The following is a 14,682-nucleotide window of genomic DNA, read 5'->3' on the forward strand; positions in this document are numbered from 1 at the left end:
AACGCACCGCTGTAACAATAAGGCACATATGTTTTAAGGCAATTTGAGTGCCATGGCACAGTTCTTAATTGATTGCCTGATTGATATATAACCTACCGGCATTTATGCAATTACATAAATACCGATCGGCTATATAGAGAGTTATAACGAACTTACGAGCGAGGCGCGTAAGCGAACACATCCGCACGCATCTGATGAGCATCCATCCCCGCTTCCACCAGCGCGTCCAGCGTGCCGTAGACCATCGCCGGCGAGCCGCTGGCGTAGACGTGCAGCGGCTTCAGATCAGGGAAATCCTCACAGACCGCTTCGTGCAACATGCCACAGCGCCCTTCCCAGCCGCACTGATCACTGACGACCTTGTGCAGGAACAGATTGGGCAACTTCAGCCATTCGTCCCAATGTTCGATTTCGTAAAAATCTTCCGGACGACGCACGCCCCAGTACAAGTGCACCGGATGTTTGAAGCCATTGGCCCGGCAATGTTCGATCAGGCTGTGGATCTGGCCCATGCCGGTGCCGGCGGCGATCAGCACCAGCGGCCCGTCCGGCAGTTCCGCCAGATGGGTGTCGCCGAACGGCAGCTCGACCCGCACCATCGGGTTGCGCGTGAGCTGATCGATCAGGCTCAGCGCACTGGATTCGCGCGCCAGCACATGGATTTCCAGATCGCGCCCGCCGTGGGGCGCCGAGGCCATGGAGAACGCCGACTTCTCGCCGCTCTCGCGCTCGATCATCAAGTATTGGCCAGCGTGGTAGCGCGGCGGCTTGCCGGCCGGTGCCCGCAGGCGCACACGAAAGGTATCGCCACCGACATCCCGGCATTCGATGACCTGACACGACACGCTGCGCACGGGCAGTTCTCCCAGCGCGAGCACGCCATCCCACAGCACGATGCAGTCTTCCAGCGGCTCCGCTATGCAAGTGTAGAACTCGCCGTGGTCGTGCACCTTGCCGGCCTGTTCGACCCGGCCTTCCACCAGCAGCGCCGCACACACATGGCAATTGCCGTTGCGACAGCTTTGCGGGCATTCGTAGCCCAGGCGCCGCGCACCATCGAGAATCCGCTCTCCGGGCTGTATCTCGAGCACCGCTCCGGAGGGCTGCAGGGTTACACGCATCAATCTATTCCTAACTGATTCCAGATGGCATCGATCCGTTGGGTGACGGCGTCATCCTTGACGATGACGCGGCCCCACTCGCGAGTGGTTTCGCCCGGCCACTTGTGGGTGGCGTCCAGGCCCATCTTCGAGCCGAGCCCCGACACCGGCGAGGCGAAGTCGAGGTAGTCGATCGGCGTGTTGTCGATCATCACCGTGTCGCGCTTGGGGTCCATGCGCGTGGTGATGGCCCAGATCACGTCGTTCCAGTCACGCGCGTTGATGTCGTCGTCGGTGACGATAACGAACTTGGTGTACATGAACTGTCGCAAAAACGACCAGACACCCAGCATCACGCGCTTGGCGTGGCCCGGATACGACTTCTTCATCGTCACCACGGCCATGCGGTACGAGCAGCCTTCCGGCGGCAGGTAGAAGTCGGTGATCTCCGGAAACTGCTTTTGCAGGATCGGCACGAACACTTCGTTCAGCGCCACGCCGAGAATCGCCGGCTCATCCGGCGGACGGCCGGTGTAGGTGCTGTGGTAGATCGGCTTGATCCGATGGGTAATACGCTCGACGGTGAACACCGGGAAGCTGTCGACTTCGTTGTAGTAACCGGTGTGGTCACCGTACGGGCCTTCATCGGCCATTTCGCCCGGATGGATCACGCCTTCAAGAATGATTTCGGCAGTGGCCGGCACTTGCAGGTCGTTGCCACGGCACTTCACCAGTTCCGTGCGGCTGTCGCGCAGCAGACCGGCGAAGGCGTATTCGGAGAGGCTGTCCGGCACCGGAGTAACGGCGCCGAGAATGGTCGCCGGATCCGCGCCAAGGGCCACGGACACCGGGAACGGCTGCCCCGGATGCTTTTCGCACCACTCACGGAAATCCAAGGCGCCGCCACGGTGGCTGAGCCAGCGCATGATGACCTTGTTGCGGCCGATCACTTGCTGACGGTAGATACCAAGGTTCTGCCGGTCCTTGTTCGGGCCCTTGGTGACGGTCAGGCCCCAAGTGATCAGCGGCGCCACGTCGCCCGGCCAGCAGGTCTGCACCGGCAGCATCGCCAGATCGACGTCATCGCCTTCGATGACCACTTCCTGGCACGGCGCGTCTTTGACGACCTTCGGCGCCATCGCGATGATCTTGCGGAAGATCGGCAGCTTCGACCACGCGTCCTTCAAGCCCTTCGGCGGCTCAGGTTCCTTGAGGAACGCCAGCAGCTTGCCGATTTCGCGCAGCTCGCTGACCGACTCGGCGCCCATGCCCATGGCCACCCGCTCGGGAGTGCCGAACAGGTTGCCGAGCACCGGGATGTCGTAACCGGTCGGCTTCTCGAACAGCAGCGCCGGGCCCTTGGCCCGCAGCGTGCGGTCGCACACCTCGGTCATCTCCAGCACCGGCGAGACGGGAATCTGGATGCGTTTCAACTCTCCGCGCTGCTCAAGCTGCTGCACGAAATCCCGAAGATCCTTGAATTTCATTGACGATGGCACCCTCAAAATAGGCGTACATCCTACCTGCTATGCCGGTCGCTGGCAGCCCGTCACTGCTTACTTGGCTGCATTCGCCTGACCTTTTCCAAGATTTGCCCTGGCCTGCAGGCCGACAAACAGCGGTTCGAGGATCGGCGCCACGAAGCGCGCACCGACTTCCGACAGGTGATTGTCATCGGTGTACAGCGAGTAACCACCGAGCTCGGCACGGCACAGGCCGCTTTCATCGCACAGCTTCGGCGCCGGATCGATGACTCGCACCGCCGGGTCTTTTGCCAGATCGGCGAACAGCTGACTGATGAACGCCTGGCGCTTGTGGTGTTCGGCGACATTCAGCCCGACGTCATCCACCGGGCGATCCAGCATCGCCAGCCGCGTCAGGCGGTACGGCGGACTGAAAGCCTGCAACGGCACCTCTTTCACCAGCCAGACCCGATGCCCACCGGCTCGCAACTGCGCCACCCGTGCACGAAGGCCTTCGGCCAGACGCTGCTCGGCGATGACCCGGTCGTAATGTCCGTCGGCTGCTTTCAATGCGTGATCCAGGCCACTTTTCGTGTCGCCATAGAGATACAGGCTCCAGCGCGCGACCAGCACCACATCGCTGACTTTCTGCGGCTTGAGTGCCTGTTCGACCCGCTGATTGAACCGCACGCAGTGGGCGTCATGCTCAATTCCCGCCACCGGAACGCAACCGGCCGAACTGGCGAGGATTACGCTGACGCCATGGGCTTTGGCGCCATCGTCGAATATCGGAATCAGCGCCGTGGCATGGCTGTCACCCCAGACCAGCGCACGTGACGGACGGTCCTGCTGGCCGTAGCGGCAGAACAGTTTGTCATCCGGCGTCTTGTCGTCGGCCAGGCATGCCATCAGTTCCGGCCGCCATTCGCGGCCCTTGGCGTATTGCAGCGCCTGATCGGACAGGCGCCACGGCAGGCCATCGGTCCAGCGCAGGGTTTGCCCTGCCAGCCCGAGCACCAGCACGCCGCAGGCACCCGCCAGGAGAATCTGCCGACGCCCGGCCAGCAAACGCCGCTCGCGAAACGGCGTCTCGACGAATTTCCACGACAGATAACCCAGCACCAGGGTCAGCAGGATCAGCCCGGCACTGTCGAAGGCGCTCGGTTCCTCGACGCTGGCGTAGCTGGAAAACACGAACACCGGCCAGTGCCACAGGTACCAGGAATAGGAAATCAGACCCAGGCCGACCATGACCCGGCTGCTCAAGAATTGACCCACCCAGGTCTGGCGATGACCGTTGGCCAGGATCAGCAGCACGACGCCAAGCACCGGCAGCAATGCGGCCGCACCGGGGAACGGCGTACGCTTGTCGAAACCGAACACCGCCAACAGAATCAGGCCCATGCCGAGCAGGCTCAACAGTTGTGCGGCCATCGGCTTGAGGCGCCAGGCATGCTTCGGCGCGATCGCCAGCATCGCACCGGCCAACAGCTCCCACGCACGCATCGGCAACAGAAAGAAGGCTTTTTCCGGGTGATGATGGACCGCCCAGACACTCAACCCGAACGAAACGAGCAAGATGCCGAACAGCGCCAGCCGCCAGTGTTTCAAGCGGCTCGACATCAGGGTCAGCAACAGCGGAAAGACGATGTAGAACTGCTCCTCCACCGCCAGCGACCAGGTATGCAGCAGCGGTTTGAGGTCAGAGGCAACATCGAAATAGCCGTCCTGGCGCATGAACAGGATGTTCGAGACGAACATCACCTGATAGCGCACCGAGCGCCCGAGTTCTTCGTAGTCCTTGGGCGCCAGCAGGAACCAGCCTAACGCCAGCACCGCGATGATCATCGCAAACAGCGCCGGCAGAATCCGCCGCGCTCGCCGCGACCAGAACTCGACGAAGCTGAACCTGCCCGCCTGGCGCTGGTTCCAGATGATCGAGGTGATGAGGTAACCGGAGATCACGAAAAACACGTCCACGCCGACAAAACCGCCGGTAATTCCGGGGACGCCAAAATGGAACAACACCACGGCAATTACAGCGACTGCGCGCAAGCCGTCGATATCCCTTCGATAAGCGAGTGTGCTCATAAATCCTTGATGCCAATCAGATGGTTATTTTTGTACAGCCTTCAATGCTGCTTCTTTGTTTTGCCAACTCAATGACCTTACCAGATCGCAAACCTCCCATCGTCCCGGACAAAAAACAGGCAAAAAAAATGGCGCCCCCTGAGGGACGCCATTTTCTGAATCAACCGACGATGTTACTTGCGCTTCATCGACAGGAAGAATTCGTCGTTGGTCTTGGTCGTTTTCAGCTTGTCGACCAGGAACTCGATGGCAGCCACTTCGTCCATCGGGTGCAGCAGCTTGCGCAGGATCCACATACGCTGCAGTTCGTCGTCGGCGGTCAACAGCTCTTCGCGACGGGTACCGGACTTGTTGATGTTGATGGCCGGGAACACACGTTTCTCGGCGATACGACGGTCCAGTGGCAGCTCCATGTTGCCGGTGCCCTTGAACTCTTCGTAGATCACTTCGTCCATCTTCGAGCCGGTTTCAACCAGCGCGGTGGCGATGATGGTCAGCGAGCCGCCTTCTTCGATGTTGCGCGCAGCGCCGAAGAAACGCTTCGGTTTCTCCAGGGCGTGGGCATCGACACCACCGGTCAGCACCTTGCCGGAGCTCGGGATCACGGTGTTGTAGGCACGGGCCAGACGGGTGATGGAGTCGAGCAGGATCACCACGTCCTTCTTGTGTTCGACCAGGCGCTTGGCCTTCTCGATCACCATTTCAGCCACTTGCACGTGACGGGTCGGCGGCTCGTCGAAGGTCGAGGCAACCACTTCGCCGCGCACGGTGCGCTGCATTTCGGTCACTTCTTCCGGACGTTCGTCGATCAACAGCACGATCAGGTGAACTTCAGGATTGTTACGGGCGATGTTCGCTGCAATGTTCTGCAGCATGATCGTTTTACCGGCTTTCGGCGGTGCAACGATCAGACCACGCTGGCCTTTGCCGATCGGGGCGCACAGGTCGATCACACGACCGGTGAGGTCTTCGGTGGAACCGTTGCCGGCTTCCATCTTCATGCGCACGTTCGGGAACAGCGGGGTCAGGTTCTCGAAGAGAATCTTGTTCTTCGCGTTCTCAGGGCGATCGAAGTTGATCGTGTCGACCTTGAGCAGGGCGAAATAACGCTCGCCTTCCTTCGGAGGGCGGATCTTGCCAACGATGGTGTCACCGGTGCGCAAGTTGAAACGGCGGATCTGGCTCGGCGAGACGTAGATGTCGTCAGGACCGGCGAGGTAGGAAGCGTCAGCGGAGCGCAGGAAGCCGAAGCCGTCCTGGAGAATCTCCAGCACGCCATCACCGGAGATTTCCTCACCGCTTTTAGCGTGCTTTTTCAGCAGGGAGAAAATCACGTCCTGCTTGCGCGAACGGGCCATATTTTCTATGCCCATCTGTTCGGCCAATTCGAGCAGTTCGGTAATCGGCTTTTGCTTGAGTTCAGTCAGATTCATATAGGAATGACGTAATCATTTATGGAGGGGGGAAATTAAGCTTTTGGCTTAATGAGGCCGCGCCGCGGAGAAGGCGACAGGATCGCGTACTTATTCGAAAAGGAGTGCGTCGGCGACGGCTAGCAGGGGGCAGTGGAGAAACCAGTGCGGGGCCGAATGTATCACCTGAGTTTCGGAGCGTCTAGCCCTGAATACGCAAAAAGCCCCGCAATTTGCGGGGCTTTTTGAGGACAATCTTTACCGCGACGCTTAGATGTTGGCGTCGAGGAAAGCAGCCAGTTGCGACTTCGACAGAGCGCCGACCTTGGTCGCTTCCACGTTGCCGTTCTTGAACAGCATCAGGGTCGGAATACCACGTACGCCGTGCTTGGCAGGGGTTTCCTGGTTTTCGTCGATGTTCAGTTTGGCAACGGTCAGCTTGCCTTTGTAAGTCTCTGCAATCTCGTCCAGAACCGGAGCGATCATTTTGCAAGGGCCGCACCATTCAGCCCAGTAGTCGACCAGGACAGCGCCTTCGGCCTTGAGTACGTCGGCTTCGAAGCTAGCGTCGCTAACGTGTTTGATCAGATCGCTGCTCATGGAATTCTCCAGGTTGTAAGCAAAAAAACGTGGCCCATCATAGCCGCCCTTCCCTTGTTCAGGAAGCCGCAGATGATTGAGTCTTGCTATGGCACTCGATGAGTTTGGGTATAGCTCAAGTCAAGCGCTGGCGGGGGCGATGAAGGAAATTCCGGTACGCAGGGCCGCGTTGCGCACGTGCTCCTGCATGGCTTTCTGCGCGGCGGCGGAAGCCCGGCGGGCCAGGGCGCGGAGGATCTTGCGATGTTCCTGCCAGGTTTCCATGGCCCGTTCGGCGCGGATGAACGGTAGTTTCTGGCTCTCCAGAAAGATGTCGGCGCTGGCGGTGAGGATGCTCAGCATCGCCTGATTGCCGCTGGCCAGCAGGATCCGCCGGTGGAATTCGAAATCCAGTTTCGCCGCTGCCTCGAAATCGCCGGCGCGCAGTTGCTCGCGCATGGCGGCGACGTTGTCTTCCAGTTCGTCCAGATCAAACGTACTCAGCGTCACCGCCGCCAGACCGGCCGCGAACCCTTCCAGCGCGTAGCGCAACTGAAAGATTTCCAGCGGCGAAGCCTGGGCGGCAAACGGCCAGGCCGGAGCGCCCTCGCCGCGCGGCAATTCCACCGGTGCCTGCACGAACACGCCCTTGCCCGGCTGAATGCTGACCACACCCAGCGCGCTCAAGGACGACAACGCCTCACGCAACGACGCGCGGCTGACGCCCAGCTGAACCGCCAGATCCCGTTGCGAAGGCAGCGCATCGCCGGGGCCGAAGCCCTGCTCGGTAATCAGTTTGCGGATCGCTTGCAGCGCCACTTCGGGTACGGCGCGGGAGATCGAGTTCATGGTTTTCCAGACGGACCAGGCCAAGGTGCGGCCAGTTGTAAAGCTATTCGAGGCATCAGGCAAGTCGTGCCCCAGCGGGGTTCGACGGTGCGCATCGATGCGCTATCGCAGTGCGAAACCCGACCTGACTGTTCAGACCAGTAAGACCGAACAAACCCGCTAAACCCGTGGCTTTGCGGGGCTGAACCGTTGTCTTGGCACGGCCCATGCTCTGTCCGATCGCAGAATTCACTTCCCGCCGATCCGGAGATTGTCCATGACGAAGCGTTACAGCGCCCTCCTCGCCGCCCTGTTTGCCGGTCTGATGCTGAGCCAGGCCCCCGCCCATGCCGACGGTCTGGATGACGTGGTCAAACGCGGCACCTTGAAAGTCGCCGTGCCCCAGGACTTCCCGCCGTTTGGTTCGGTCGGCCCGGACATGAAGCCGCGCGGCCTCGATATCGACACCGCGAAACTGCTGGCCGAGCAGCTCAAGGTCAAACTCGAACTGACCCCGGTCAACAGCACCAACCGCATCCCGTTCCTCACCACCGGCAAGGTCGACCTGGTGATTTCCAGCCTCGGCAAGAACCCCGAGCGCGAGAAGGTCATCGATTTCTCCCGCGCCTATGCGCCGTTCTACCTCGCCGTATTCGGCCCGCCGGACGCAGCCGTCAGCACCCTCGACGACCTCAAGGGCAAGACCATCAGCGTCACCCGTGGCGCCATCGAAGACATCGAGCTGACCAAGGTCGCCCCCGAAGGCGTGACCATCAAACGCTTCGAAGACAACAACTCGACCATCGCCGCCTACCTCGCAGGCCAGGTCGACCTGATCGCCAGCGGCAACGTGGTGATGGTCGCGATCAGTGAAAAGAACCCGAAACGCGTCCCCGCGCTGAAAGTGAAGCTCAAGGACTCGCCGGTCTACGTCGGCGTGAACAAGAACGAGCCGGCGCTGCTGGGTAAGGTCAACGAGATCCTGGCCACCGCCAAGGCTGACGGCGCGCTGGAAAAGAACGCGCAGACCTGGCTCAAAGAGCCGCTGCCGGCCGACCTCTGACCGGCGACGCGGGAGACTTTCATGGCCTATCAGTTCGATTTCTTGCCGGTGGTGGAAAACACCGACCTGCTGCTGCGCGGGGCGCTGTTCACCCTTGAGCTGACGGCCATCGGCGCGCTGCTCGGGGTTGGCGTGGGCATCGTCGGGGCGCTGGTGCGGGCGTGGAACATCCGCCCGTTCTCGACGATCTTCGGCGTTTATGTGGAGTTGATCCGCAACACGCCATTCCTGGTGCAACTGTTCTTCATCTTCTTCGGCCTGCCGTCCCTCGGTGTACAGATTTCCGAGTGGCAAGCGGCGGTGCTGGCGATGGTGATCAACCTCGGCGCGTACTCGACCGAGATCATCCGCGCCGGCATCCAGGCGATTCCGCGCGGGCAGCTGGAAGCAGCGGCGGCATTGGCGATGAGCCGTTCCGAAGCGTTCCGCCACGTGGTACTGCTGCCTGCGCTGGGCAAGGTCTGGCCGGCGCTTAGCAGCCAGATCATCATCGTCATGCTCGGGTCGGCAGTGTGTTCGCAGATTGCCACCGAGGAGTTGAGCTTCGCCGCCAACTTCATTCAGTCGCGCAACTTCCGCGCCTTTGAAACCTACGCCCTGACCACCCTCATTTATCTGTGCATGGCGCTGCTGATCCGTCAGTTGCTGAACTGGCTAGGTCGGCGCTATCTGTCGAAAAGCAGCGCAAGGAGCAGCCAATGAGCGACTTCACGTTCTGGGACATCCTGCGCAACCTGCTGACCGGCCTGCAATGGACGCTGGCGCTGTCGCTGGTAGCGTTCATCGGCGGCGGGATCGTCGGGTTGCTGATCCTGATCATGCGCATCTCGAAAAACCCGCTGCCCAGCAGCATCGCCCGCACCTGGATCGAACTGTTCCAGGGCACACCACTGTTGATGCAGCTGTTTCTGGTGTTCTTCGGCGTGGCGCTGGCCGGGGTGGAGATTTCGCCGTGGATGGCGGCGGCGATTGCCCTGACGCTGTTCACCAGCGCCTATCTGGCGGAGATCTGGCGCGGTTGCGTCGAGGCGATTCCCAACGGTCAGTGGGAAGCTTCGTCGAGCCTGGCGCTGAATCCGCTGGAGCAACTGCGCTACGTGATCCTGCCGCAGGCACTGCGCATCGCCGTGGCGCCGACCGTGGGTTTCTCGGTGCAAGTGGTCAAGGGCACCGCCGTGACCTCGATCATCGGCTTCACCGAGCTGACCAAGACCGGCGGCATGCTCGCCAACGCCACCTTCGAACCGTTCATGGTCTACGGCCTCGTTGCCCTGGGCTACTTCCTGCTCTGTTACCCCCTGTCCCTCAGTGCGCGCTACCTGGAAAGGAGACTGCATGCCTCTGCTTAGAATTTCCGCCCTGCATAAATACTACGGCGATCACCACGTGCTCAAAGGCATCGACCTGAGCGTCGAGGAAGGCCAGGTGGTGGCGATTATCGGCCGCAGCGGCTCGGGCAAATCCACCCTGCTGCGCACCCTCAACGGCCTGGAGTCGATCAACGACGGCGTGATCGAAGTCGACGGCGAATACCTCGACGCCGCACGCGCCGATCTGCGCAGCCTGCGGCAGAAAGTCGGGATGGTGTTTCAGCAGTTCAACCTGTTTCCGCACCTGACCGTTGGCGAAAACGTGATGCTCGCGCCGCAAGTGGTGCAGAAGGTGCCCAAGGCCAAGGCGCAAGAGCTGGCGCGGCAGATGCTGGAGCGCGTCGGCCTGGGTGAAAAGTTCGATGCGTTCCCGGAACGCCTCTCGGGCGGCCAGCAACAGCGCGTGGCGATTGCCCGGGCGCTGGCAATGTCGCCGAAGGTGTTGCTGTGCGACGAGATCACCTCGGCGCTGGACCCGGAGCTGGTCAATGAAGTGCTCAGCGTGGTCCGCCAGCTCGCTAAAGAAGGCATGACGCTGATCATGGTCACCCACGAAATGCGCTTCGCCCGGGAGGTCGGGGACAAGCTGGTGTTCATGCACCAGGGCAAGGTGCACGAGGTGGGAGATCCGAAAGTGCTGTTTGCCGATCCGCAGACGCCGGAGCTGGCGAATTTCATTGGCACGGTTGAAGCGACTGCCTGAAACGGCCTGCTACCCGCTCGTTCTCACGTCGAGGCGTCGAACCGTCCGCGTGGGAATGCAGCCCGGGACGCTCCGCGTCCCAAAAGCGGACGCAGAGCGTCCATTGAGGCATTCCCACGCAGAGCGTGGGAACGATCAGCGTCGTTGAGTGCGCAACGGTCCCTGGCTTTTATGCGCAGGATCAAGGGTTTGAACCATGCGCGTTGGCGGCAGCGTTTGATCGTGGCACGATGTCGGGGTTATCGACCGAGACCCCCTGACCATGCCGCAATCCCAAGCCAAGAATCTGTCCCTGATCGCCGCGATCGACCTGGGCTCCAACAGCTTCCATATGGTCGTGGCCAAGGCCCAGAACGGCGAAATCCGTATTCTCGAACGGCTCGGTGAAAAGGTTCAGCTGGCCGCCGGCATCGACGATGAGCGCCAGCTCAACGAAGAATCCATGCAGCGCGGGCTCGACTGCCTCAAGCGCTTTGCCCAACTGATCAACGGCATGCCGCTGGGCGCCGTGCGGATCGTCGGCACCAACGCCCTGCGCGAGGCGCGCAACCGTGGCGAATTCATCCGCCGCGCCGAAGAAATCCTCGGCCATCCGGTGGAAGTCATCTCCGGCCGTGAAGAGGCCCGCCTGATCTACCTCGGCGTGTCCCACACCCTCGCCGACACCCCGGGCAAACGCCTGGTCGCCGACATCGGCGGCGGCAGTACCGAATTCATCATCGGCCAGCGTTTCGAACCGCTGCTGCGCGAAAGCCTGCAAATGGGCTGCGTGAGTTTCACCCAGCGCTATTTCAAGGACGGCAAGATTACCCCGGCCCGCTACGCCCAGGCGTACACGGCGGCGCGGCTGGAAATCATGAGCATCGAACACGCCCTGCACCGCCTGACCTGGGATGAAGCCATCGGCTCCTCGGGCACCATCCGCGCCATCGGCCTGGCGCTGAAGGCCGGCGGTCACGGCACCGGCGAAGTGAATGCCGAAGGTCTGGCGTGGCTCAAGCGTCGCCTGTTCAAGCTCGGCGATGTCGACAAGATCGATTTCGAAGGCATCAAGCCGGATCGCCGGGCAATCTTCCCGGCCGGTCTGGCGATTCTCGAAGCGATCTTCGACGCCCTCGAACTGCAACGCATGGATCACTGCGAAGGCGCGCTGCGTGAAGGCGTGCTGTATGACCTGCTGGGCCGCCATCATCACGAAGACGTGCGCGAACGCACCCTGACTTCGCTGATGGAGCGCTACCACGTCGACCTCGAACAGGCTGCACGGGTCGAGCGCAAAGCCTTGCACGCGTTTGATCAAGTGGCGGTGGACTGGGAGCTGGACGACGGCATCTGGCGCGAACTGCTGGGCTGGGCGGCGAAAGTGCACGAAGTCGGTCTCGACATCGCTCACTATCACTACCACAAGCACGGCGCCTACCTGATCGAGCACTCGGACCTTGCCGGCTTCTCCCGCGAAGACCAGCAAATGCTCGCCCTGCTGGTGCGCGGCCACCGTCGCAACATCCCCAAGGACAAGTTCGCCGAGTTCGGCGATGACGGCGACAAGCTGATCCGCCTGTGCGTGCTGCTGCGTTTCGCTATCCTGTTCCACCACATCCGTGGCACCCAGGCGATGCCGCAAGTGGCACTGCATGCCAATGGCAACAACCTCGACGTGGAATTCCCAGAGAACTGGCTGGATGAAAACCAGCTGACCCAGGCGGATTTCGGGCTTGAGGCCGAGTGGCTGACGCGGGTGGGGATTGTTCTGACCGTGCATTGAGTAACGGGCAGGCACAAAAAAGGCGATCCGGATGGATCGCCTTTTTTATGGCTTTGAAACCTGCGGTCAGCTGCTGACCGGCAAAATCGGGCTACCCAGCCGCTCCAGCAACGTCGCCTGTGCACTGCGCGGGTTCTGGTTGCCGGTCGGCGTGTTGCGGATGTAGCGGCCGTCCGATTGCAGGCTCCAGCTATGGGTGTTGTCGGTCAGGTACAGCTCCAGCTCTTTCTTGACCCGGGTCAGCAGTTTCTTGCCTTCCACCGGGAAGCAAGTCTCGACGCGCTTGTCGAGGTTGCGCTCCATCCAGTCGGCGCTGGACAGGAACATCTGCTCCTCGCCACCGTTGAGGAAGTAGAAAACCCGGGTGTGTTCAAGGAAGCGGCCGATGATCGAGCGCACGTGAATGTTGTGCGAAACCCCGGCGATGCCCGGACGCAGGCAGCACATGCCGCGCACCACCAGATCGATGCGCACGCCGGACTGGCTGGCCTTGTACAGCGCGCGGATGATCTTCGGATCGGTCAGCGAGTTGAACTTGGCGATGATGTGCGCCGGTTTGCCGTCGAGCGCAAATTGCGTCTCGCGCAGGATCATGTCGAGCATGCCCTTCTTCAGGGTGAACGGCGCATGCAGCAGCTTCTTCATGCGCAGCGTCTTGCCCATGCCGATCAACTGGCTGAACAGTTTGCCGACGTCTTCGCACAACGCGTCGTCGGAGGTCAGCAGGCTGTAGTCGGTGTACAGACGAGCGTTGCCGGCGTGGTAGTTACCGGTGCCGAGGTGCGCGTAACGCACGATCTCGCCGGCTTCGCGGCGCAGGATCAGCATCATCTTGGCGTGGGTCTTGAAGCCGACCACGCCATAGATCACCACCGCACCCGCCGCTTGCAGACGGCTGGCCAGTTGCAGGTTGGACTCTTCGTCGAAGCGCGCACGCAGCTCGATGACCGCCGTCACTTCCTTGCCGTTACGCGCGGCGTCTACCAGCGCATCGACGATTTCCGAGTTGGCGCCGGAGCGGTACAGGGTCTGGCGCACGGCCAGAACGTGCGGGTCCTTGGCGGCCTGGCGCAGCAGGTCGACCACCGGGGTGAACGACTCGAACGGGTGCAGCAGCAGGATGTCCTGCTTGCTGATCACGCTGAAAATGTTCTCGCTGTTCTGCAGCAGTTTCGGGATCTGCGGCGTGAACGGCGTGTATTGCAGCTCCGGATGGCTGTCCAGACCGGTGATGCTGAACAGACGCGTCAGGTTCACCGGACCGTTGACCTGATACAGCTCGGTTTCGCTCAGGTTGAACTGCTTGAGCAGGTAGTCCGACAGGTGTTTCGGGCAGGTGTCGGCGACTTCCAGGCGCACGGCGTCACCGTAACGACGGGAGAACAGCTCGCCACGCAGGGCGCGGGCCAGGTCTTCGACGTCTTCGGAGTCGAGCGCAAGGTCGGCGTTTCGGGTCAGACGGAACTGGTAGCAGCCTTTTACCTTCATGCCCTGGAACAGGTCATCGGCGTGGGCGTGGATCATCGACGACAGGAACACATAGTTGTCGCCAGGGCCGCCGACTTCTTCCGGCACCTTGATGATCCGCGGCAGCAGACGCGGCGCCGGGATGATCGCCAGACCGGAATCGCGGCCGAAGGCGTCGATGCCTTCGAGCTCGACGATGAAGTTCAGGCTCTTGTTCACCAGCAACGGGAACGGGTGCGTCGGGTCGAGGCCGATCGGGGTGATGATCGGTGCGATCTCGTCGCGGAAATAGCGGCGCACCCAGGTCTTGAGCTTGGTCGTCCAGTTGCGCCGGCGGATGAAACGCACCTGATGCTTTTCCAGCTCCGGCAGCAGGATGTCGTTGAGGATCGCGTACTGGCGGTCGACATGACCGTGCACCAGCTCGCTGATGCGGGCCAGGGCCTGATGCGGTTGCAGGCCATCAGCACCGGCCTGTTCACGGGCGAAGGTGATTTGTTTCTTGAGGCCGGCGACGCGGATTTCGAAGAATTCGTCGAGGTTGCTGGAGAAGATCAGCAGGAACTTCAGCCGCTCCAGCAACGGGTAGGACTCGTCCAGCGCCTGTTCCAGCACGCGGATGTTGAACTGCAGTTGCGACAACTCACGGTGGATGTACAGGCTGCTGTCATCCAGGCCGGGAATCGCGATCGCCGGAACCGCCGCGGCAGGCTCGGTTGCCGGCGCGGGTGGCGCTGGCTCCAGTTCCGGCGGGGTTTCGGTAATCTGCTCGACCACGGGTTGAGCTTCTTTTACGGCAACTTCAGTGAGTCCTTCGGTATTCATCGAATGTTCCTGGGAG

12 protein-coding genes are annotated in these 14,682 nt (G+C 61.4%); 5 read left to right on the plus strand and 7 right to left on the minus strand.

The window, feature by feature from the left end; translation table 11 throughout:
* Window positions 1-152 precede the first annotated feature (152 nt).
* From LOY31_RS27995 to LOY31_RS28020, 6 genes are all read right to left on the minus strand, one after another.
* Complete coding sequence (locus tag LOY31_RS27995) at window positions 153-1,121, minus strand: CDP-6-deoxy-delta-3,4-glucoseen reductase (protein WP_085606029.1); 969 nt, start codon at window positions 1,119-1,121, stop codon at window positions 153-155.
* Entirely contained in the window at window positions 1,121-2,587 is a 1,467-nt protein-coding gene (ubiD, locus tag LOY31_RS28000; RefSeq protein ID WP_007951823.1) for a 4-hydroxy-3-polyprenylbenzoate decarboxylase, read from the minus strand. Before ubiD ends, LOY31_RS27995 begins: the two co-directional genes overlap by 1 nt.
* A 69-nt stretch (window positions 2,588-2,656) precedes the next feature.
* Complete coding sequence (locus LOY31_RS28005; protein WP_258712581.1) at window positions 2,657-4,654, minus strand: acyltransferase family protein; 1,998 nt, start codon at window positions 4,652-4,654, stop codon at window positions 2,657-2,659.
* Between the two features lie 173 nt (window positions 4,655-4,827).
* Entirely contained in the window at window positions 4,828-6,087 is a 1,260-nt protein-coding gene (gene rho / locus LOY31_RS28010; RefSeq protein WP_007951825.1) for a transcription termination factor Rho, read from the minus strand.
* Window positions 6,088-6,336: 249 nt separating this feature from the next.
* Entirely contained in the window at window positions 6,337-6,666 is a 330-nt protein-coding gene (trxA, locus tag LOY31_RS28015) for a thioredoxin TrxA (protein WP_003206727.1), read from the minus strand.
* A 120-nt stretch (window positions 6,667-6,786) separates the two neighbouring features.
* On the minus strand, window positions 6,787-7,494 hold the full coding sequence (locus LOY31_RS28020; RefSeq protein WP_007951828.1) for a FadR/GntR family transcriptional regulator: 708 nt from the start codon (window positions 7,492-7,494) through the stop codon (window positions 6,787-6,789).
* Between the two features lie 256 nt (window positions 7,495-7,750).
* Between LOY31_RS28020 and LOY31_RS28025 the strand changes: the two genes are divergently transcribed.
* The 5 genes from LOY31_RS28025 (at window position 7,751) to ppx (ending at window position 12,374) form a co-directional block, all read left to right on the plus strand.
* Entirely contained in the window at window positions 7,751-8,536 is a 786-nt protein-coding gene (locus LOY31_RS28025) for a transporter substrate-binding domain-containing protein (protein WP_085689913.1), read from the plus strand.
* Window positions 8,537-8,557: 21 nt separating this feature from the next.
* Window positions 8,558-9,238 carry an amino acid ABC transporter permease gene (locus tag LOY31_RS28030; protein WP_258712582.1) on the plus strand — a complete coding sequence of 227 codons (681 nt, stop codon included), beginning with the start codon at window positions 8,558-8,560 and terminating at the stop codon, window positions 9,236-9,238.
* Window positions 9,235-9,885, plus strand: a complete 651-nt coding sequence (locus tag LOY31_RS28035) for an amino acid ABC transporter permease (protein ID WP_007951832.1) — start codon at window positions 9,235-9,237, stop codon at window positions 9,883-9,885. Before LOY31_RS28030 ends, LOY31_RS28035 begins: the two co-directional genes overlap by 4 nt.
* Complete coding sequence (locus LOY31_RS28040; RefSeq protein ID WP_064600296.1) at window positions 9,872-10,609, plus strand: amino acid ABC transporter ATP-binding protein; 738 nt, start codon at window positions 9,872-9,874, stop codon at window positions 10,607-10,609. Before LOY31_RS28035 ends, LOY31_RS28040 begins: the two co-directional genes overlap by 14 nt.
* Before the next feature lie 262 nt (window positions 10,610-10,871).
* Window positions 10,872-12,374 carry an exopolyphosphatase gene (gene ppx / locus LOY31_RS28045; protein WP_258712583.1) on the plus strand — a complete coding sequence of 501 codons (1,503 nt, stop codon included), beginning with the start codon at window positions 10,872-10,874 and terminating at the stop codon, window positions 12,372-12,374.
* 66 nt (window positions 12,375-12,440) lie between these two features.
* On the opposite strand, the gene ppk1 is transcribed toward ppx, so the two are convergent.
* The gene (gene ppk1 / locus LOY31_RS28050; RefSeq protein WP_007951835.1) at window positions 12,441-14,666 is read right to left on the minus strand and encodes a polyphosphate kinase 1; all 2,226 of its coding nucleotides are present in this window, start codon (window positions 14,664-14,666) and stop codon (window positions 12,441-12,443) included.
* Window positions 14,667-14,682: the final 16 nt, after the last annotated feature.

It is taken from the genome of Pseudomonas sp. B21-021, from assembly GCF_024749205.1.
Classification (GTDB): domain Bacteria; phylum Pseudomonadota; class Gammaproteobacteria; order Pseudomonadales; family Pseudomonadaceae; genus Aquipseudomonas; species Aquipseudomonas paraglycinae.

Coding starts and splice junctions, on each gene's coding strand:
- LOY31_RS27995 (WP_085606029.1), bottom strand. CDS start 1,121: ATGCGTGTAACCCTGCAGCCCTCCGGAGCGGTGCTCGAGATACAGCCC.
- ubiD (WP_007951823.1), bottom strand. CDS start 2,587: ATGAAATTCAAGGATCTTCGGGATTTCGTGCAGCAGCTTGAGCAGCGC.
- LOY31_RS28005 (WP_258712581.1), bottom strand. CDS start 4,654: ATGAGCACACTCGCTTATCGAAGGGATATCGACGGCTTGCGCGCAGTC.
- rho (WP_007951825.1), bottom strand. CDS start 6,087: ATGAATCTGACTGAACTCAAGCAAAAGCCGATTACCGAACTGCTCGAA.
- trxA (WP_003206727.1), bottom strand. CDS start 6,666: ATGAGCAGCGATCTGATCAAACACGTTAGCGACGCTAGCTTCGAAGCC.
- LOY31_RS28020 (WP_007951828.1), bottom strand. CDS start 7,494: ATGAACTCGATCTCCCGCGCCGTACCCGAAGTGGCGCTGCAAGCGATC.
- LOY31_RS28025 (WP_085689913.1), top strand. CDS start 7,751: ATGACGAAGCGTTACAGCGCCCTCCTCGCCGCCCTGTTTGCCGGTCTG.
- LOY31_RS28030 (WP_258712582.1), top strand. CDS start 8,558: ATGGCCTATCAGTTCGATTTCTTGCCGGTGGTGGAAAACACCGACCTG.
- LOY31_RS28035 (WP_007951832.1), top strand. CDS start 9,235: ATGAGCGACTTCACGTTCTGGGACATCCTGCGCAACCTGCTGACCGGC.
- LOY31_RS28040 (WP_064600296.1), top strand. CDS start 9,872: ATGCCTCTGCTTAGAATTTCCGCCCTGCATAAATACTACGGCGATCAC.
- ppx (WP_258712583.1), top strand. CDS start 10,872: ATGCCGCAATCCCAAGCCAAGAATCTGTCCCTGATCGCCGCGATCGAC.
- ppk1 (WP_007951835.1), bottom strand. CDS start 14,666: ATGAATACCGAAGGACTCACTGAAGTTGCCGTAAAAGAAGCTCAACCC.